The 20,732-nt window shown below is 42.2% G+C and carries 17 protein-coding genes and 1 pseudogene; 10 read left to right on the top strand and 8 right to left on the bottom strand.

What is annotated here, in order from left to right; translation table 11 throughout:
- The first annotated feature begins 142 nt into the window (after nt 1-142).
- The 6 genes from BM232_RS12835 to BM232_RS12810 all read left to right on the top strand — a co-directional run bounded on the left by BM232_RS12835 (nt 143) and on the right by BM232_RS12810 (nt 5,976).
- Nucleotides 143-898 (top strand): endonuclease/exonuclease/phosphatase family protein, encoded by a 756-nt coding sequence (locus BM232_RS12835; protein WP_091715414.1) that lies wholly within the window; start codon nt 143-145, stop codon nt 896-898.
- A gap of 6 nt (nt 899-904) precedes the next feature.
- Complete coding sequence (locus tag BM232_RS12830) at nt 905-1,300, top strand: YkvA family protein (RefSeq protein ID WP_091715412.1); 396 nt, start codon at nt 905-907, stop codon at nt 1,298-1,300.
- 109 nt (nt 1,301-1,409) lie between these two features.
- Nucleotides 1,410-1,688, top strand: a complete 279-nt coding sequence (locus BM232_RS12825) for a YrhK family protein (RefSeq protein ID WP_091715410.1) — start codon at nt 1,410-1,412, stop codon at nt 1,686-1,688.
- A 26-nt stretch (nt 1,689-1,714) separates the two neighbouring features.
- Nucleotides 1,715-2,599 (top strand): tRNA glutamyl-Q(34) synthetase GluQRS, encoded by an 885-nt coding sequence (gene gluQRS, locus BM232_RS12820; RefSeq protein WP_091715408.1) that lies wholly within the window; start codon nt 1,715-1,717, stop codon nt 2,597-2,599.
- 98 nt (nt 2,600-2,697) lie between these two features.
- Nucleotides 2,698-4,572 (top strand): methyl-accepting chemotaxis protein, encoded by a 1,875-nt coding sequence (locus BM232_RS12815; protein ID WP_091715406.1) that lies wholly within the window; start codon nt 2,698-2,700, stop codon nt 4,570-4,572.
- Between the two features lie 99 nt (nt 4,573-4,671).
- On the top strand, nt 4,672-5,976 hold the full coding sequence (locus BM232_RS12810; RefSeq protein WP_091715403.1) for a YbaY family lipoprotein: 1,305 nt from the start codon (nt 4,672-4,674) through the stop codon (nt 5,974-5,976).
- Between the two features lie 12 nt (nt 5,977-5,988).
- Here BM232_RS12810 and BM232_RS12805 read toward each other — a convergent pair whose 3' ends face one another.
- Both BM232_RS12805 and BM232_RS12800 read right to left on the bottom strand, forming a co-directional pair.
- Nucleotides 5,989-9,153 carry an efflux RND transporter permease subunit gene (locus BM232_RS12805; RefSeq protein ID WP_091715401.1) on the bottom strand — a complete coding sequence of 1,055 codons (3,165 nt, stop codon included), beginning with the start codon at nt 9,151-9,153 and terminating at the stop codon, nt 5,989-5,991.
- Between the two features lie 61 nt (nt 9,154-9,214).
- Nucleotides 9,215-10,390 (bottom strand): efflux RND transporter periplasmic adaptor subunit, encoded by a 1,176-nt coding sequence (locus tag BM232_RS12800; RefSeq protein WP_091715399.1) that lies wholly within the window; start codon nt 10,388-10,390, stop codon nt 9,215-9,217.
- Nucleotides 10,391-10,674: 284 nt separating this feature from the next.
- Between BM232_RS12800 and BM232_RS12795 the strand changes: the two genes are divergently transcribed.
- On the top strand, nt 10,675-11,322 hold the full coding sequence (locus tag BM232_RS12795; protein WP_091715396.1) for a TetR/AcrR family transcriptional regulator: 648 nt from the start codon (nt 10,675-10,677) through the stop codon (nt 11,320-11,322).
- Nucleotides 11,323-11,326: 4 nt separating this feature from the next.
- On the opposite strand, the gene thpR is transcribed toward BM232_RS12795, so the two are convergent.
- From thpR to BM232_RS12775, 4 genes are read right to left on the bottom strand one after another with little or no spacing between them, the layout of a single operon-like run.
- A complete protein-coding gene (gene thpR, locus BM232_RS12790) occupies nt 11,327-11,839 on the bottom strand; it encodes an RNA 2',3'-cyclic phosphodiesterase (protein ID WP_091715394.1) in 513 nt (170 codons plus the stop codon).
- A gap of 9 nt (nt 11,840-11,848) precedes the next feature.
- A complete protein-coding gene (locus BM232_RS12785) occupies nt 11,849-13,276 on the bottom strand; it encodes a diguanylate cyclase (protein ID WP_245752944.1) in 1,428 nt (475 codons plus the stop codon).
- Between the two features lie 17 nt (nt 13,277-13,293).
- Nucleotides 13,294-14,064 carry a peroxide stress protein YaaA gene (yaaA, locus tag BM232_RS12780; protein ID WP_091715388.1) on the bottom strand — a complete coding sequence of 257 codons (771 nt, stop codon included), beginning with the start codon at nt 14,062-14,064 and terminating at the stop codon, nt 13,294-13,296.
- 44 nt (nt 14,065-14,108) lie between these two features.
- A complete protein-coding gene (locus BM232_RS12775; protein WP_091715385.1) occupies nt 14,109-14,429 on the bottom strand; it encodes a DUF4389 domain-containing protein in 321 nt (106 codons plus the stop codon).
- Between the two features lie 147 nt (nt 14,430-14,576).
- On the opposite strand from BM232_RS12775, the gene BM232_RS12770 reads away from it, so the two are divergent.
- The 3 genes from BM232_RS12770 (at nt 14,577) to BM232_RS12760 (ending at nt 18,695) form a co-directional block, all read left to right on the top strand.
- Nucleotides 14,577-15,101, top strand: coding sequence for a TRAP transporter small permease subunit (locus BM232_RS12770; protein ID WP_091715383.1), 525 nt, complete (start codon nt 14,577-14,579; stop codon nt 15,099-15,101).
- Nucleotides 15,101-16,408, top strand: a complete 1,308-nt coding sequence (locus tag BM232_RS12765) for a TRAP transporter large permease (protein WP_091715381.1) — start codon at nt 15,101-15,103, stop codon at nt 16,406-16,408. The genes BM232_RS12770 and BM232_RS12765 overlap by 1 nt, the downstream gene beginning before the upstream one ends.
- A 163-nt stretch (nt 16,409-16,571) precedes the next feature.
- Nucleotides 16,572-18,695, top strand: a complete 2,124-nt coding sequence (locus BM232_RS12760; protein WP_245752943.1) for a TonB-dependent siderophore receptor — start codon at nt 16,572-16,574, stop codon at nt 18,693-18,695.
- Nucleotides 18,696-18,746: 51 nt separating this feature from the next.
- Here the strand turns inward: BM232_RS12760 and BM232_RS12755 are convergent.
- Both BM232_RS12755 and epmA read right to left on the bottom strand, forming a co-directional pair.
- Nucleotides 18,747-19,685: pseudogene (locus BM232_RS12755) on the bottom strand (GGDEF domain-containing protein).
- Between the two features lie 58 nt (nt 19,686-19,743).
- A complete protein-coding gene (epmA, locus tag BM232_RS12750; RefSeq protein ID WP_091715377.1) occupies nt 19,744-20,724 on the bottom strand; it encodes an EF-P lysine aminoacylase EpmA in 981 nt (326 codons plus the stop codon).
- Nucleotides 20,725-20,732: the final 8 nt, after the last annotated feature.

Raw genomic sequence — 20,732 nt, 5'->3', positions numbered from 1 at the left:
GATGGGGTCGGCTTTTTTAAAATCAAGAGCAAGTGATAAATAACTGCGACTTGGATTTTTCTTTCAGGCCAACCATAATAGAGAAATATTTTTTCAAGCCGGATAGTGCTCGGTTGACACAAGTACATTGGATTCTAAATACATGTCGAAAAACCAGCTCCGCATTCTGACCTACAATTTGCATAAAGGCTTTAATACAAGTAATCGCCAATTCACCCTGCATCCGATCCGAGATGCCTTGGTGGAAACCAATGCCGATATCATGCTGTTACAGGAAATTCAGGGCGAACATAGTAAACATGGTTTGATTCATGACACTTGGCCGGAAGGTCTGCATTCTGAATTTTTAGCCAAAGATGTGTGGCCGCATCATGCCTATGGCAAAAATGCCATTTACGAAGTCGGTCATCACGGCAATGCCATTCTCAGTAAATTCCCGTTAGTTAAATGGGAGAATATCAACGTCTCTCCTTTCACCTGGGCAAGCCGAAGCTTGTTACATGGTGAGGTTCAACTCCCTTGGACTGATGAAGTGTTGCACATCATTTGTATTCATCTTGGTCTCACCGGTATTGAACGGCGTAAGCAGTTTAGTATGTTATGCGATCGTATTCAGGCCCATGTACCAGATAATGCATCACTTATCGTAGCTGGTGATTTTAATGACTGGACCGGGCAAGCTGAAAAACGGTTAGCCCAGCATTTAAACCTGAAAGAAGCGTATCGAACTCTGCATAATCGTTATGCCCGCACATGGCCCTCGTGGATGCCCATGTTAAAAATGGATCGTATTTATTATCGTGGTATGGAGCCTACCTTATGCGGCAGACCGCCTCATTCATCATGGAATCAACTATCCGATCATGCACCACTTATCGCTGCTTTTGACTTACCTTAAGTTAAAATGACTATCAGCGAGAAGCTCAAAAAGTGGGCATCGTTATTAAAAAACCAACTCACAGCTTTATATATCGCTTACCAGCGGCCTGATGTGCCCCTGCTAAGTAAAATAATTATTAGTATCGTTATAGCGTATGCCGTCAGCCCGATTGATTTGATTCCTGACTTTATTCCCATCGTGGGCTGGCTGGATGAACTGCTACTGTTACCGATTGGCTGCTGGTTAGCGATTCAATTGATACCGGAAAATGTCTGGCAGGATTGTCAGTTAAAAGCACAGCAGAACCCAATTCAGCTTCCGCATAACCGCTGGATCGTATGGGCTATTATCATAGTTTGGTGTTTGCTTACTGTTTGGCTGCTATCGGTTGCCTGGCCACACTTTGAACAGTATTTCTAAGACCATATAGACTTGCAGGAAGTATGTAATTTTCATTTAATGATACGCATCCAGCTGTATCAACAGTTGCCTTATCTCTGAAAAAAAACCGTCTTTAACTGAGGTCAAAATGTCTGAGTCAACAAAACTCGATAGCCCTATTACCTTCACAATAGGACATGAACAATTACAGATCCGTCGACGCTATGAAGTAGCCAGTATTTTTAATGATTTTCTGATCGCTCTCTGGTTTTTGGCTGGTAGCATTTTATTCCTTTTTCCAAGCTATGAGACTGCTGCTATTTGGTTTTTTATTATTGGCAGTTTTCAGTTTTTATTACGCCCCTCTATACGTTTAGCATCACATATTCACCTGCAACGTATCCCTGAGTCTGAGTGGGAAAAGTAGTCAACCGTTAACAATATCATTCCACTATGAACGACTATATTGGACGCTACGCTCCTTCCCCAACCGGCCCTCTCCATTTTGGTTCACTGGTCACCGCCGTTGCCAGCTATCTTGAGGCTAAAACACAGTCAGGCAAGTGGTTATTACGCATGGAAGATCTGGATAAACCCAGAGAAATGCCGGGAGCAGCTGACGATATTTTACGCACCCTCGAGGCTTATGGTTTTGAATGGGATGGTGAGGTCGTTTATCAAAGTGAACGCAGTGATCTTTATCAAGCGTATCTTGAAAAGCTTAAAGACCAACAACGTGTTTATCCCTGTAACTGTAGCCGCCGCGAAATTGCCGATATCGCCCATGCAGGTCTAGAGGGGCCTGTTTATCCCGGTTACTGTCGTGATGGTCTGTCATCTGAACGGCAACAAATTGCCTGGCGTCTTCGGGTGGATAACGATCATCTGGTTTTTACCGACAAGCTTTATGGAGACATCCATCACCATTTGCAGACTGACTTTGGTGACTGTGTATTAAAACGTGCTGACGGCCTTTTTGCCTATCAATTAGCCGTTGTCGTTGATGATGCCGAGCAAGGTGTCAATCATATTGTCCGTGGTGCAGACTTATTAAACTCCACCAGTCGTCAGATTTATCTACAGCAACAACTGGGACTAATCACACCTCATTATTGTCATATTCCCCTTGTCAAAAATGTCCAAGGCGAAAAGCTAAGCAAACAAACCGCCGCGCCAGCTATCGCTATCAATGATGCATCGGAACAGCTAATAAACGCACTTTGTTTTCTGGGATTTGATGTATCAGCACTGTCTCCGGATATGAACGTCTCAGCTATTTGGCAATGGGCTATCAAACACTGGCAACTTATTGTCACTAAAAAGAAAATAATGAAATAAGTATCGAAAAAAACTAATGAACCACTGAGTTGAACCGTTAACGTGGATACCTTAACGATGGAAATGAATTACTCATATATTTTCAAGGGAAAAATTCCATGATCAATCAACTCACAGTCAAAAAGAAGCTCTTCATTTTGTCGATATTGGTCGGCGTCACAATACTGGTGATGATTATTCTTGGGCAGGTATTCCTATCCAAAATTATTCACTTAGAAACGGCCTCTCACGAAGCGGTGAAATTAGAAACGAATATGTTGATGTTACGTCGACATGAGAAAGACTTTCTCAAACGACTTGATTTGAAATATCAGGACGAATTTCATAAAACCCATCAGATTTTTCTTAGTAATCTTGACCAGCTCTCTCAGTCACTGAACAAGCTTGGTCAATCGCATGAATCCGTCGACGCACTGCATGATGTGCTGCTTGAATATGGGGCAAAGTTTGATGAAATTGTGGCCGTTGAAAAAACCATAGGACTAACACCAACCGATGGTTTGTACGGCAATCTTCGTAAAGCAGTACACCAGGTTGAAGAAACCATTAACAGCTTTAACGATGATACGTTACTGGCCGCCATGCTGATGCTGAGACGCCATGAAAAAGACTTTATGCTGCGTTCAGATACTAAATATGTCAGTAAATTCGAAGAATCCTATACTGACTTTAATCGTCGTATGGAAGATAGTTATATCTCCTTAGATATGAAAAAACAGATCCGCGATGAAATGGAAATATACCGTGCTGATTTTCTGTCTTTAGTGAAAGGATATGAAACACGCGGCATGACTTCTGACTCAGGCTTACTGGGTGAATTACGTAGCACTATTCACCAAAGTGAAGGTGAACTTGATACGCTTGAACAGCATATTAGCAGCGAAATCCCTAAAGCGATTCGAAATGCAGAAATCACTGTATTTGTTATTGCATTGGCACTGGCAGCATTAATTCTATGGCTTATCAGATTATTGAGCCAAAGCATTATTATCCCACTTCATAAGCTGTCTGAGACAATGCAAGAAGTCGAAAAAAATCGTGATTTAAGCTTACGTGTTAATGATAGTGGTAAAGATGAAATCGCCGAAATGGCACACTCCTTTAACTTGATGACAGCCTCATTTCAGAAACTGATTCAGCAAGTCATGACTTCTGCTCTCACCGTCAGTGCCGCAGCAGAAGAACTTTCTGTGGTCGCTGAGCAAACCAAAAAAGGTGTTATCAACCAACAAAGCAGTAGTGAACAAGTTGCCACTGCCATGAATGAAATGACAGCAACTGTGCAGGAAGTCGCACGTTATGCTGCTGAAGCTGCCAATTTATCTAAAAGCTCAGATAGCGAGACCAGTCAGGGACAGATGTTAGTCAAAGATACGATTGACTCTATTAAACAATTAGCTGACCAGAGCTCGACAAATGCCGATGCGATTAAAAACCTGCAAGCTGAAAGCGAAAATATTGGCACCGTGTTAACCGTGATACAAAGTATTGCTGAACAGACCAATTTATTAGCCTTAAATGCTGCTATTGAAGCTGCGCGTGCTGGCGAGTCTGGACGAGGTTTTGCTGTTGTTGCAGATGAAGTCAGAACGTTGGCCCAGCGCAGTAAAGAGTCTACAGAAGAAATTAAAAGCATTATTGAACGTTTGCAGACAGAAGCTAATCAGTGTGTTGCTGCTACCATAAAAGGTAAAGAATATGTGGAAGCGACAGTCACTAAAGTTGGGGCAGCTGGGGTGAGTCTGACGACTATTTCTGAAAGAGTCAGATCGATTATGGATATGAATACGCATATCGCCAGTGCTGCCGAAGAGCAGAGTGCGGTTGCTGAAGATATTAACAAAAATGTCAGCCATATCGCTCAAGTAGCGGAAGAAAATGCAGAAAGTACATCGCAGACAACAGAAACCAGCCTGGGGCTTGCTGGACTTGCAGCAGACTTGCAAAAGCTGATCAGTCAGTTCAAAGTCTGACATAACAATGCGTCAAGGATGACGACTATCAACTGTGGCATTACAGTACTGGTTCACATTATGATGCATACTCAGGATTAATATTCAGGATGACATGTTATGCCCTTGTACCGTTTCTTCATATTTGTGTTAATCAGCCTGACGGTGGCTGCATGTGATTCAGATTCGGCTCAACAAACACTCAAACAACAACAATTGAACATTAGTGGTCAGATAAGTTACCGCGAACGAATTGCTATTCCTGATAAATCCCAACTCATCATTAAACTGGAAAATATCACCAGTGCACAAAAAAATGGTGAAACCATTGCCGAAAAAACGATATCGCTTGGCAATCGCCAGGTGCCCCTCGACTTCCAGTTACAGGTGTTTAAGGATCAGCTGAATAAAGATGAAAATTATGCACTGCGTGCCTCTATTCAAGATAAAGATGGGGAATTACTCTGGACTACCGATGAACTCCACCTGATTCCTGTTGATACCGATCAGGTATCGCTGGGTGTGCTCAATCTGATGAAGATTGAAGAGCCAGAAAATGACAATAACCACATAGTGATGTTTCAGTGTGGTGAACAACAGATCAAAACTGTGATCAAAAATGAGTCGATGCAACTCAAAATGAACGATGATTTGTATCTGCTATTTCAAGTGCCCACCGCCTCAGGTGCCAAGTACCAGTCCAAAGATAAATTAGTGAGCTTCTGGAATAAAGGGCATCAGGGAATTCTGACCATTGCTGATATGAGCTGGAGTCACTGTACAGTGGTTAATCAGGATCAAGTAGAACAACTGCCATTTCGTGCTCAAGGTCACGAGCCGGAATGGTCACTTTCTGCCACTTATGATCAAGTGATTATGACGTGGGATGAAGGTCAGAAACAGAGCGTACTTGCAGAAACTGAACTGAATACTTACCACACCGGTTTTGAACTAAAAGCCTACTCTGACACCCGTTATATCAAAGTAGAAACCTTGGCTACCTTATGCCGTGATGATATGTCTGGGTTACCCTACCCTTATCAGGTCAGTGTTCGTCTGGACAATCTCGATTTTCATGGTTGTGGAGGTCACAGTCGCGATTTACTCGTCGGACAGGAATGGGTAATTCAGGACTTAAATAAACGTGGTGTAATTGATTTTTCACGGTTAACGATGTCATTCGATGATCAAGGCCGTTTATCAGGCTTCACCTCATGTAACCAATACAGCACCGCTTATGAGTTTAATGAACGCCTGGATATCGCCTCTGCAATTACTACGCAAAAAGTGTGTCCGGTCGCGATTATGAATCAGGAAAAATTATTTTTGTCGATCTTGGCCGATGTAGAATCACTGGATATCAGCATAAACGGCGCTTTGATTTTGAAAACAGCAGACGGGCGGACGATAACCGCCCGTCGCTGATAAAGCCGGGCTTTATTTTATTACCACATGATTGTGACTGTGGTAACGGCGTTTACCTTCCAGCTTCCTTAACATCACATAGAAAACCGGGGTAAAGAACAAGCCGAAGAATGTGACCCCGAGCATGCCTGAGAAAACGGTGACACCAATATCGTTACGCATTTCAGAACCTGCACCGGTAGATAAAACCATCGGTACAACCCCCATAATGAACGCAAAGGATGTCATCAAAATCGGTCTTAAACGCATACGACTGGCTTTGATTGCCGCTTTGACTGTTTCCATACCATCGATTTCAAGTTCTCGTGCAAACTCAACTATCAAGATGGCATTTTTACTGGCTAGCCCCGCCAGCACAAAGAAACTTATCTGGGTGAAGATATTGCTATCCCCATCAGTTAACCAGACACCTGTTACCGCTGCCAGAATAGATAATGGCACGATGGTAATGACCACCAGCGGCAAGATAAGACTTTCATACTGCGCAGCTAACACCAAGAACACCAGTAACAAACATAATGGGAAAATAAATAAAGCCGTATTCCCACTAATAACTTGTTGATAGGTTAAGTCAGTCCATTCAAATTCCATTCCCGAAGGCAATGTTTTCTTCAGGATCTCACTAATCGCATCTTGTGCCTGACCACTTGAATAGCCAGGAGCGGCATTACCATTCAAGTCAGCAGCCAGATAACCATTGTAGTGAGCGGCACTTTCCGGACCATAGCTTTCTTCCATTTTCATTACGCTACCCAATGGCACCATCTCGCCTTTGTTATTACGCACTTTTAAATTCAAAGCATCATCCGGTGCATTACGATAATTAGAATCCGCCTGAGCAATAACCTGATAGGTTCGACCAAACTGGTTGAAATCATTGATATAAAGTGACCCAAGATAGATCTGCATGGTGTCAAAAATATCTTTGATATTCAGTCCAAGTTGTTTGGCTTTTGTCCGATCTAAATCAGCATAAAGCTGTGGTACATTAATTTTATAGTTTGAGTAAACGCTGGTCAGCGCCGGACTTTGCCATGCCTGTCCCTGCACTTGAGCGACTACTTCAGCCAGCTTTTCATAGCCTAAATCTGCACGATCCTCAATCTGTAATTTAAACCCACCTGTGGTACCTAAACCCCGGACCGGTGGTGGTGGGAAAATCGCAATAAAGGCTTCTTCCACTTGGGCAAATTTAGCTTGTAAACGCCCGGCAATAGCTGCCGCAGATAAATTCGGTGAAGTACGTTTATCAAACGAATCCAAGCTGACAAATACAATCCCTGCACTTGGACTATTGGTAAAACCATTCACTGATAAGCCAGGAAACTGAACAGCACTTTGAACACCAGGCTCACTCAAGGCAATGCGTCCCATTTCCTTGATAACCTCTTGTGTACGCGCTAAAGAAGCACCATCTGGTAACTGGGCAAAACTGATTAAGTATTGCTTATCCTGTGCAGGTACGAAGCCTTTTGGCAGGATATTCAGACCATACACCGTCATACTCAACAAAATGATATACATAAATGACATGATGACTTTATGTTTCAGTAAGCCTGCTACTGAACCGGAATAGCCATTCGATGCTTTTTTAAATGTCTTATTAAAGATGTTAAAGAACCAGCCAAACAGAAAATCCATGATTCTGGTCAGTCTGTCTTTAGGCTCATCACGCCCCTTTAATAATAAAGCGGATAGAGCTGGACTCAAGGTCAGTGAGTTCACAGCAGAAATCACTGTGGAAATCGCAATCGTTAAAGCAAACTGCTGATAAAACTGTCCTGTCAGACCACTAACAAAGGCAATAGGTACAAACACTGCCACCAGTGTCAGAGAAATAGCCACAATCGGGCCACTGACCTCACGCATAGCCTGATAACTGGCTTCTAGAGGGGATAAACCGTTCTCGATATTCCGTTCAACATTTTCTACCACCACAATGGCATCATCCACCACGATACCTATGGCCAGCACCAGCCCGAATAACGACAAGGTATTGATCGAAAAGCCAAACACATGCATCAGCGCAAATGTACCGATAATCGAAACCGGCACAGCCAATAAAGGAATTAATGAAGCACGCCATGTCTGCAAGAACACCACGACAACAATAACCACTAATACCAGCGCTTCCAGTAAGGTTTTAATTACCGCATGAATAGAATCACGTACGAATACCGTCGGATCGTATACCACGCTGTAGTCGACCCCTTCCGGGAAGTTCTTTTTCAGCTTGGCCATAGTGTTGCGAATATTGTCTGAAATCTCGATCGCATTGGCACCAGGTGACTGGAAAATAGGAATAGCCACAGCAGGCTGGTTATTTAATAATGAGTCCAAGCTAAACTCTGCCGCCTGAAGCTCCACTCTGGCTACATCTTTCAGACGTGTTACCTGACCATCACTACCCGCCCGAATAATGATATTGCCGAACTCTTCGGGTGATTCCAGTCGCCCTTTTGCATTGATAGGTAACTGCACATCAACGGGTTCGGTCATTGGTGCACCACCAATTGTACCTGCAGCGACCTGGACGTTCTGATCTTTGATGGCTGCCACGATATCCATGGCCGTCAAGCCACGTTCAGCGACTTTTTCAGGGTTAAGCCAAATACGCATAGCATAGTCACCAGAGCCAAACAGACGAACCTGTCCTACCCCTTCAACTTTCGCTAATTCATCTTTGACATGAAGCACAGCGTAGTTACGCAGATACAACTCATTATAACGTTTATCCGGAGACGTTAAATGCACTACCATCGTCAGGTCAGGTGAGCTTTTTACCACCGTCACACCCAGTTGTCGGGTCACCTCAGGTAAGCGTGGTGTTGCCTGAGTTACACGGTTTTGCACCATTTGTTGAGCAAGATCCGGATCGGTTCCAATCTTAAAGGTTACCGTCAATGTCATTCGACCATCTGAGGTCGCCTGAGAAAACATATAAAGCATGTTTTCTACACCACTTAGTTGCTCCTCTAGTGGTCTGGCAACCGTCTCAGCGATAACTTTAGGGTTGGCCCCTGGAAATTGTGCATTGACGACAACAGAAGGTGGCGATACTTCTGGGTACTCGGAAATTGGCAACTGAAACATTGACAATAAACCGGCAATAAAAATAAGCGTGGATAAAACACCTGCAAAAATGGGCCTATCCACAAAAAACTTGGAAATATTCATTGCGTTCCTTCGTTACGCTATAAAGCGATTGAACATACTGTCAGAGTGTTACATGAACAGCTTAATCATCTGTTTCGGACATGGGTTTGGGTGAAACAACCATATCTGCTCTGATATGTGAAAGACCATTTACAACCACTCTGTCACCGGCTTTTAATCCTGATAACACAATACGTTTACCCTGATAATGTCCACCAAGTACCACGCCTTGATAGGTCACTTTGTTTTCATCATTAACAACAAAAACAAACTTCTTATCCTGGTTAGTACCTATGGCACGGTTTGGTATTAACAATGCTTCTTCCTTGTTGGCAGAACCCACTTCAATGTTGGCATACATACCCGGAGTCAATGCACCATCTTTATTATCGAAAATAGCACGCGCACGTATGGTGCCACTGTCGATATCAAGTTGGTTATCCAAAGAATAAATATGTCCCTGATAAACCACACTTTTATCTGCTGCAAGTGTCATATCAACAGGCATTTTTTGCATGTCCTTATTATTTCTCATCATTTTGATATAAGTTTGCTCATCAATATCAAATTCAGCATAAAAACGGTCATCGGCAACAATCGTGGTTAATACTGGCGCACTCGGTGCTGTTTCAATAATATTACCTACCGTTAACTCAGCACGGCTGACACGGCCAGCAAACGGAGCACGGATATAACAATAGTCGAGGTTAAGTTTTGCTTGTGAAACGGCGCTCTCTGCTTCACTAATAGCAGCGATTGAAACCTGAGATTCATTTTTTGCCGCATCAAACACACTCTCTGACACTAATTTATCTCGAACCAGTTTTTGTGTACGAGCCAGCTCATCTTTAGCCAGAGTTGCTTTAGATTTAGCTGATGCCAATTTTGCTTCTGCACTAGCTAAAGCGGCTTTATATGGACGGGGATCAATCACAAACAGTAGTTCATTCTTATCGACTAATTGGCCATCCTCGAATAACACTTTCTGAAGTTCGCCACCGACTAAGGGTTTAATATCCGCTTTATCTACAGCAGTTAAGCGGCCAGAAAAATTGGTCCAGATACGGACTTCTTCCGGTTTTAGCGTGATGACCTCAACTACTGGTGGTGGCGGTGTATTGGGTGCAGCTGCCTGAGTCGCTTTCCCATCTTCTTTTGCATAGGTCATATATGCCGCCCCAGCCGCAAGACAGACAAGAATAAAGATGATGAACTTTAACCAGCCACGACTTTGACGGTTTGATGATACTTCAGACATGGAAATCTCCGTGAGCCAGACAAGCCTGGCAGGTCCTTGATAAAACTATCCTGAGCAGGATAAACCGCAATAGAATACATACCGACCGGTATGTTAGTCAATATGACTGAGGAAAATAGTCAACTTTTCCACAAGTTTTATATAAAACAAGGATCTAAACCATAAAAATAGTAAGTCATCTTAGCTAAAGTATGATTTCATCTTGGATATATTCTTGTAAGAAACTTGTCACACAAACCGAGCGGTATCTATACTATCTTATTACATAAATGGTTTATTAAGAAATGTCTGTCACAGAAACTCGTGAAAAGCTCTTGACAACAGCATTGGAGCTGATTTGGCAAAGCAACTACAATTCCGTTGGCGTTAATGATATTTGTCGCCAGGCAGGTGTTACCAAAGGTGCGTTTTATCATCACTTTGACTCTAAAGCATCCTTATTCTGTGAAGCAGCAGGTTATTACTGGCAAGTCATAAAAACCGATCTGGATGCTGTTTTCTCCCCTATCAACTCCCCGCTACAACAACTTGAGAATCTCATCGAGTTTGTTTTCAAATCAAAAATCAGTACACGTAATAAACCGATACCAGGCTGCCCCTTCTTCAATGCCGGAGCGCAAATTGGTACTGATGATGAGAAGGTTTTAGAAGCCTTACGCTCTTTGTCACAAACGGCTATCAATTATGATATTGCACTGGTCAAAGCGCTGGCAGCGGCTGGTTATCTTAACTACAAAACCGATCCGGAAAGTTTAGGCCGTATGATGTACAACTACATTCATGGTGTGATGAGTTTTGCACACCTTCAGCCTGATATATCAACAGTGAGAAAAGATCTGCCCGAGGGTTTGTATCGCCTTCTCGGTATAAAAGAAGAATACTGGTTCACGGAATCAGCTACCTGGAATATTGAACCCGTGTTAAGTAAGTAATTTATCAGCTAGGCAGTGGCCAACTTTCTAAAACACGATACTCGACACCGTCAGTGGTGGATATCGACTCTACCAAAGCAAACCGTTCAGCTGATAACCGCACTGGCTTAAAAGTCATATCTGGTCGGTATTTTGCTTTTCTTGCTAAGGTTATATGTGCACGAAATGGACGTGTCTCTCTTGTTATCGGTAAGCCTGACATCATCCTATTTAGTGCATTCACTAAATGATACAAAGAAGAAGGCTGTTTCTGACAAGTCAGACATAACACCTTAGGTTTTCGCCAATAATCCAACTCGTTAAACTCAAGCGATATTGGGAATGAACGGATACTTTTGGCTCTATCAAGTAAGGTCACGACAATATGATCTTCAACATTACCCACAAAAAACAATGTCATGTGAAAATTAGACGGCTTTAATTTTCTTAATCCAGGCTGCTCAAATTGATCGGACAAGTAACTAAACCTGCTTCGTATATCGTCATCAGGCCATAATGCAAAAAAAACGCGTCTCATGCTCAGAATTTAAAACACAATGGTTTTATTTCTTCCCAGCTCTTTAGCACGATATAAAGCCATATCTGCCCGTTTGATACATTCATCTACCGATTCATTTTTATTATATTCTGTCACACCAAAACTCGCGGTGATATTCCCCGGTTTCAGACCAAAATCTGCATCTGCAATGAGTTGTCGCATATGTTCTGCTACCGCCTTAGCACCTGCATTATCGGTCTCAGGACAGATAATCAAGAACTCTTCCCCGCCCCAGCGACCAACGATATCAGTATCACGCAAGTTGTCAGATAACATATCTGCAATTTTTTTGATAACCTCATCCCCAACCACATGGCCATGGGTATCATTTACTTTTTTGAAATAATCAATATCAATAATGATCACAGAAAACTGATGCTGATAGCGATGGTAGGTCTGCAAAGCTTCCTGAAACGCTTCATGCAGATAATAACGATTAGGTAATCCGGTTAACTGATCATTTTTTGACATATGAACCAGCTTTTTATTGACCGCTTTTAGCTCAGTATTATGTCGATGGATAACACGATATCGGTATAGAGACAGCATGAGTATGATGAATAAACCAGCAAGCAATTTCCATAACAAACTGTAGTCAGCATCATATTGCAGTTGGACCGACAGCCAGTTATTCAGAATTTGTTGACGCTTCTCCTCACTTGTTGCATCGATCACCTTGTTATAAATCGACAATAACAAAGGAAGATCTTTACGAACACCAACAGACATATTGTAGTGTTCAATAAGCACACCACTAATTTTCAGATGAGAAATACCATGTGCCAGCATTTGATAATTGATACTTGGCACGGTATCAATAAAAGCGAAAGCCATGCCTCTCTCAACAAGTTTCAGTCCTTCAACAGCGCTATTTACTTCGACAATATTCAATCCGGGATAATTGTTCTTGATAAGTTTTATAGCGGCATAGTCTTTAACCATGACAAACTTTTTATCTTTCACCTGAGCTAAATTAATAATAAACGGAATATCAGGATGAGTAGCTAAGGCAAGTGAATAACTTATATAGGGATTTGTGACAGATAGATAATCACGTCTTTCAGGTATATCCTGAGCGCTTGATAGCACATCACATTTTTTTTCTCGGATAAATTTCAGTGATTCATCCCAGCTACTTGTTTTCACCAGGACAACAGGTTTGCCTATCATTTCAGACCATACCTGGTGAAAACTCGACATGATGCCAGTGTACTGACCATATTTATCTATACCTTCATACGGCATCCAATCAGGATCAGTACAAAGATGGATCTCGTCGAGTTTATCAAGGAAGGTTTGCTCTGACGCTGTCAGATTAAGTATTTGTTGAGCATACAACGGAGCTGAAACTGAGATACAACTACACAGCAGCAGTAAAAACTGCAAACCCACCTTCATCTTCCTTGATAATCTCATATCATTACATCATCGAATCATTCATGGTTACGAATAAAAACCCACTCATCTTTTTTCGACATATCGGCGCTATAACGATAACCATCTGTGTCAAAATCCTTGATTCTATCAGGATCTTGTATCTGATGTTCAATGATATAGCGGCTCATCATACCTCGTGCTTTTTTGGCATAAAAACTGATCATTTTGTACTGACCGTTTTTCCAGTCTTTAAACACAGGGGTAATAATTCGTGCAGTCAGCTTTTTTGCTTCCACGGCTTTAAAATATTCATTTGAAGCCAGGTTTATCAGCACGTCATCTTGTAGTGATTCTTCAGCCTGTAATGATTCACGAATCTCGCTGCCCCAGAATGAATACAGATCCTTACCTTTTGCACTTTCTAGTCTGGTCCCCATTTCCAGACGATATGGCTGAATCAAATCTAATGGTTTTAATACACCATAAAGGCCAGACAGAATTCTGAGATGCTGTTGAGCAAATGCCAGCTGTTTTTCATCCAGGGTCTCAGCCTCCAATCCGGTGTATACATCACCTTTAAATGCTAAAACTGCTTGCTTAGCATTCTTCAAATCAAAGGGAGTACTCCACGATTCGTACCTGGCTACATTTAACCCAGCCAATTTATCACTGAGCTTCATCAGACTGGCAATATCAGCCACATTCAACTTACGCAGCGTATCAATGAGTTGTTTTGATTGAGTCAAAAACCGGGGTTGTGAATGAGTTTGTGTGGTTGGCGGCGTTTCAAAATCCAGGGTTTTCGCCGGAGAAATAACTGTCAGCATAAATTTTCCTGCTTAATTCAAAAAGATAAATAAGATTCTAGAGACTAATTAATATCATCTTGCTGAGATTTCACCTCAGTTGAAAAAGCATTGCCCTTCCAATCGTTGAATGGAAAAGGACGTTGCTCGCTGGTATAGGTTAAAAATGCCACAACACGATAGACGTATTGAGACAAATCCGCTGCAAAATCAGCAATATCGTGGTTTGGCTTACCAGTAAACAAGGCAAACAATAACTGCACAAAAACCACCAGCCAAACCACCATCATGCTCAAATAGAGAATGATGGCAAATAACACCATATATATAATCCGTGTCCATTGATTTTTATTACTAATATTTTCTTTTAATTGTTCATTATCCATATCTTCTCTCCTTATATTACCCGTAGATAAACTTTATCACTTCCAGTTTTATCTGAGTAAACGCATTTCATTTATCTATTGAAACTAGAGCTAAAACGATATTTGTGGGACACTTATTTAATTGTGACAAAGATAAATTAAATCAACATGAAGACACTTCTAGAGCCCATCATTAACGGCATTGAATACTTTATTGATCTGACCGGGCGAGCTGTCTCATGGTTGATCCTGGCGATGGTTCTGCTTATTTGTTATGACGTAGCCATGCGCTATTTATTCAATTATGGCTCTGTGGCACTACAAGAACTGGAATGGCATTTATTTGCGCTAGTTTTTTTACTCGGCGGTGCTTACACCTTGCGTCATGACGCGCATGTCCGCGTTGATATTTTCTATCAGAGTCGATTTGTTTCTGATTTAGGGCGAGCTTGGATATCACTGTTGGGAACACTCCTCTTTTTATTCCCATTTTGCATAATGATTGTGCTGACTGCCTGGCCCTTTGCTGAAAATGCTTTTTATTACAATGAAGGCTCACCCGACCCCGGAGGTCTCCCCTATCGTTTCATTCTCAAAGGCGCGATATTAGTCGCCTTTGTTTTGATCATGCTGCAAGGTGTTGCTGACGTACTTAAGAACTTGAAAATCATCTGCAACAAGGAGTCCAAATAATGGAATATTGGGCTCTCGCCATGTTTCTGGTGTTATTTTCACTGCTGTTAATTGGTTATCCAGTCGCTTTTACATTAGGTGCTATAGCTCTTGGTTTTGGCAGCATCTTTTTAGGCTTTGAGTTTTTTAGTCTGTTACCGCTCCGTATCTGGGGCGTTATGACCAACTTTACTTTACTCGCTGTACCGCTTTTTGTATTTATGGGGGTGATTCTCGAAAAATCTGGTATCGCAGAAGAGTTACTGGATACCATGGGCCGCTTGTTTGGCTCTCTACGTGGCGGATTAGCTATTTCGGTGGTTGTTGTAGGTGCACTTCTCGCAGCAACAACAGGGGTGGTTGGCGCTTCTGTGGTAACAATGACCGTTATCGCTTTACCATCAATGTTAAAGCGTGGTTATTCACCCGCTTTAGCCAGCGGTACGATCGCTGCCTCTGGTACCTTGGGACAGATTATCCCACCCAGTATCATTCTGATTTTATTAGGTGATGTGGTCGGCGTGCCAGAAGGTGAATTATTTATGGCAGCGGCTGTGCCAGGTGCGATGCTGATTCTGGCTTATATACTGTACGTAGTCTGGACAGCATGGCGAAACCCTGACGCTGCACCAGCAGTAAAAGATATCGATAGTCAGTCAGCCAATCTATTGTTCAGTGTGATTAAAAGTCTGTTGCCACCATTATTATTGATTCTGGCGGTCTTGGGTTCTATTTTCTTTGGTATCGCCTCGCCTACAGAGTCGGCTGCGGTTGGTGCTCTCGGTGCTATCGTACTGGCTGCCATGCATAAACGTATGAATATAAGTAACTTACGTGAGGCGCTTCAACGTACTACCCGATTAACCAGTATGGTATTTATTATCTTTATTGGTGCAACTGCATTTGGCCTGGTCTTTGTTGGTATGGGTGGTGACAACCTGATTCTTGATTTATTTACGGCTCTACCCGGTGGTAAGTGGACATTTTTAATCGTCAGTATGCTGCTCATTTTCTTCTTGGGTTTTTTCCTGGACTTCATTGAAATTTGTTTTATCGTAGTTCCGGTTATTGCGCCAGTTGCTCTTCATATGGGTATTGACCCATTATGGTTTGCCTTATTGATTGCATTAAACTTACAAACCTCATTTCTGACGCCACCTTTCGGCTTTTCATTGTTTTATTTAAAAGCCAGTGCACCACCTACATTAAAACTCGACTCCATTTACCGAGGTATTATGCCTTTTGTCATCATACAAATAGTGGTTTTAGGTTTAATCATTGCGTTTCCGCAAATTAGCCTGTGGCTACCCGCACTTATGTCCAAATAAGCTATGGTGCAGAGATATAGCTTTCCACCGCTATTCTCTGCACCTCTCGCCTATAAGCCGCTATAACTCACCGTCATCAGCCAATTCATCATGATTTATGATTGTAAACTTTTATTAAAAACTCTATATTGTTAATAATAACTATTAACATTTAGATTAAAAAATGAAACCAATAACTCCCGTACTTTGCCTGAGCTGTGGCTTATTCTCTTTTCAATCGGTAATGGCTGAAGATAACTCCGCTTCTTTATCAACCCTTGTTGTAACAGGTCAACAAACACCCTATATCCGACTCTCGGAAACAGCGACCAAAACCGACCAAGACTTATTAGACACGCCATTCAGCGTCAATATTGTTAACCAAAACTTCATTCAGGATTTACAAGCTGAAACACTGGCTGATGTGTATCCATATGTTGTAGGGCTCAGTCAATCTGGCAACATCGCCAACAGCTTCACCTTACGCGGGCTATCTTCCAGCTTACAGAATGTGCAGATTGATGGTTTACCGGGTCTTGCTTCACGCTTTGGGTCGCCTTCCACTGCCAATATCGAACGCGTCGAAGTACTCAAAGGTCCAGCTTCTGTGTTGTATGGATTGATGGAACCGGGTGGACTAATCAATATCGTCACGAAAAAACCACAGGCAGAATCTCAAACCAGTCTCAGTTTCAGTGGCCGTAGTTATGCTTCCAGTGACTCCGGATTTGGCTCGGATGTTGGTGGCACATTTACCTATGACTCTACCGGAGCATTAACTGAGGATAAGGATTTACTCTATCGCTTTATTGGCAGTGTCGAAAATATTGATTCCTTCCGTGATGGCGTCAATGATAATAATGTGTATCTCTACCCCACCCTTTCCTATCAGATTAATCCAGATATGAATGCCACCATCGGCATGGAATATATTCGTGAACGCCGTGATGACGACGATGGCCTGGTTGCAGTCAATAACGATATAGATCAGACCGCTTCACTCTCCACTCGCTATCAAAGGGATGGTGATTCAAGTAATGATGATGGCCTGGCGTTATTTGGCCGTCTGGAAAACCAGATTAATGACAGCACGCTATTCCGGCTCAACCTGAGAAGTGTCTATCATAAAGATGACCGCGAACTCTATGAAAATAATAAAGTGAATGATGCTGCCACAACATTAACGAGACGCGACCGTTATCAAGTTAATAAACGCCAATACCATTTCTTTGATGCCAATCTGTCCCATAAGTTTGAAACGGGTGAGTTATTCCATAACACGCTGATTGGTATCAATGGCGGTTTTGAACGTTCTGATTTTGACAGAAAACGTTTTGGTTCCGTGATAATACCAGACATTAATGTATTTCATCCTTTGTCTAACAGCGGTACACCAAAAGCCCTAAAACCTAGCACCCACCGCATTACCGATGATTACAATTTAGGTCTGTATGCACAGGATACAGTTGAGCTGAATGATTATGTGTCAGTGATGCTGGGTGGGCGGTTTGATACACAGCGAACACGCTATACTGAAAAAGATGTCGGTAAACCAGACAAATTTGAAAAACAAAATACCAAAAAATTCTTGCCTCAAGCTGGCCTTGTTTTCAGGGCAACAGATGAAGTATCACTCTATATGAGTCACTCTGAATCATTTACTCCCAACAGTATTCAAAGAAGAAATACCGATGGCAAAAGTTTTGATCCAGAGTTAGGTAAACAAAATGAGTTTGGCATTAAAGCCGCCTTATTGGATGACAGACTGAACTTCACTGCATCCAGCTTTAAAATCACCAAAACCAATATTACTGAAAAAGATGACCTTAATAAGGAATACAAATTAGTAGGCGAACTGGAAAGCAAAGGCACAGAGTTTGAAATACAGGCACTGCCCATCGAAAACTGGCAGATTCGTATAGGTTACGCCAACACTGACTCATTCATCTCCCATAGCCTTGAAAGTAAAACAGAGGGTAATAGAAATGCCTTTGCTCCCAAACATAATGGCTTTATCTGGACACGATACAATATTCCTAAGCCTGTCTGGGGTGGCAATGTCGGCACCTCATTGGGACTAAACTATCAATCTTCACAATACACCAGTTCGGATAAAGCAACTCGGGTTGAGCTGCCAAGTCATACACGTGTCGATCTGGGATTTTATTACGATATCAAGCAATATCGTTTTGCTTTAAATATCGAAAATCTGTTTGATGAAACCTATTACACAGGTGGTTCGAAAGATACAATAATTTATCCTGGTGATCCGCGCTTAATCACCTTGTCGTTTAAAACTACCTTATAAAGACAGTTCTGAACCGCTTAAACAGGTTTGAAAGCCTTAGCTCAAATCTGTTTAGGCGGCTTGTATACAATTGCGTCCTGACTCTTTTGCACGATACAAAGCCTGATCCACTCGCTCTGCAAAATCGACCATCTGATCGGTTTGACCTGGAATGATGGTATCGATGCCGATACTAATTGTTAACAATTATGAAATCTCAGATCCCTCATGGCTAATTTGTAATTTCATTATTAATTGCTGGCAGCGCTCAGCAATTTTTACAGCAGCGGCTGCATCGGTTTCTGGCAGTAACATTACAAATTCCTCACCGCCAAAACGGGCAAAAAAGTCTCTGGAGCGGGTGGCTGCAGTGGATAGCGTCTGAGCTACCTGTTTAAGACAATCATCTCCCTGAATATGGCCATAACAATCGTTATATTGCTTAAAATAATCAATATCAATAAGCAATATCGAAAGCGGTTGTTGGTGGCGACTGGCTGTCATCCACTCTTCTTCGAAGACGCGATCCAGCATACGTCGGTTAGGTACGCCAGTCAGACCATCTTGAAAAGACAACTCTTCCAGCTCTTTTTGTAGATCCAGCAACTTTTGTTCAGTTTCTTTGCGTTCAGTGATATCAAACATAAAACCAATTAACGCTTCCACTTCACCCTGCTGGTCTCTGACCACATGTACAACATCACGAATCCACACATAATGACCATCTTTAGTCATTGCCCGATAATCGGCTTCGTGATCAACACCCGCTTTTGATTGTGCAACACAAAAATCAACCACCCACTGTTGATCTTCTGGATGCATTCTTTCAGCCCATTCATTGACCGTTTCCCAACTTTCTGGTGTCCAGCCTAATAACTTCTCAATTTGTGGTCCGATATAGGAAAACTGCATGGTTTTCCAGTCAATGCGCCAAGGAATTGCCTTGGTTGACTCTAATAATGTTTTATAAACGTCATTGTCCTGAGAAATAGAAGTACTATTACCACTCACTGGTATCATCCTTTTATCAAAACTCTTTATCGAGCAGCATCTAAGAAGTTCTTAGTCATTAACTCTGTTCAAATCTAAAACTGGTGACATCATTAATATCTTTTACACCCAGCTTTAACATCAACAATCTATCGACACCGATAGCTACCCCGGTACAAGCAGGCAAACCGGAATTGATAGCTGCCATTAAATGCTGATCAATTGGCATCGTGGCTTTACCTTGCTGTTGTCGGATAAGATTATCTTCTGTAAATCGCTGACTCAACTCTTCTGCATCCAGACACTCATCATAGCCATTCGCCAGTTCCAGTCCTTGTGCATAAACTTCAAATCTGGCCGCGACAGTGTTTCCATCTTCTGAACGATGTAATTTTGCTAATTGTGCCTGCGAGGCAGGAAAATCATAAATAATATATGGGCAACCGGATGATGCTAACTGCGGTTCAATTAACTCGCTCATTAATAGTTCAAGCCAACCATCTTTATCAGCTTGCCAGTCTTCAGGAAGGCTCGTTAATCTGGACATGGCAAGTTGTTTAAGTTGCTGTTCACTGACAGTGCTGACATCAATAGCGAGGTACTCAGAAAACACCTGCTGATAGCTCATCTTAATCGCCGCAGGCAACGCCACGACGCTTTGTAATAAGTCATCTACTTCAGCCATAAGCTGATGATAACTCAGGCTCGGTCGATACCATTCCAGCATCGTAAACTCAGGAGAATGATGTCTGCCCTGCTCACCATTACGAAACACTTTTGCGATCTGATAAATATCTCCCAGACCAGCAGCTAACAGCCGCTTCATCGCAAACTCTGGTGAGGTCTGTAAATAACACGGTGTTTTCTGACCACCTGCCGCAATGTATTGCGTAGTGAAGCTATCCAGATAAGGCGCTGTTGGTGCCGCATGAGAAAGGATGGGTGTGTCGACTTCCAGCACATCTCGCTGATAAAAAAAACGACGGATCTCAGTCAGAAACTGAGCCCGTCGTTTTAAATGATCCAGACTTGCAGAAGGTTGCCAGTCTTTATCGTACATATTGGGAT

This window comes from Methylophaga sulfidovorans, from assembly GCF_900114205.1.
GTDB lineage: Bacteria > Pseudomonadota > Gammaproteobacteria > Nitrosococcales > Methylophagaceae > Methylophaga > Methylophaga sulfidovorans.
This window is presented reverse-complemented; position numbering and strand designations above follow the sequence as displayed.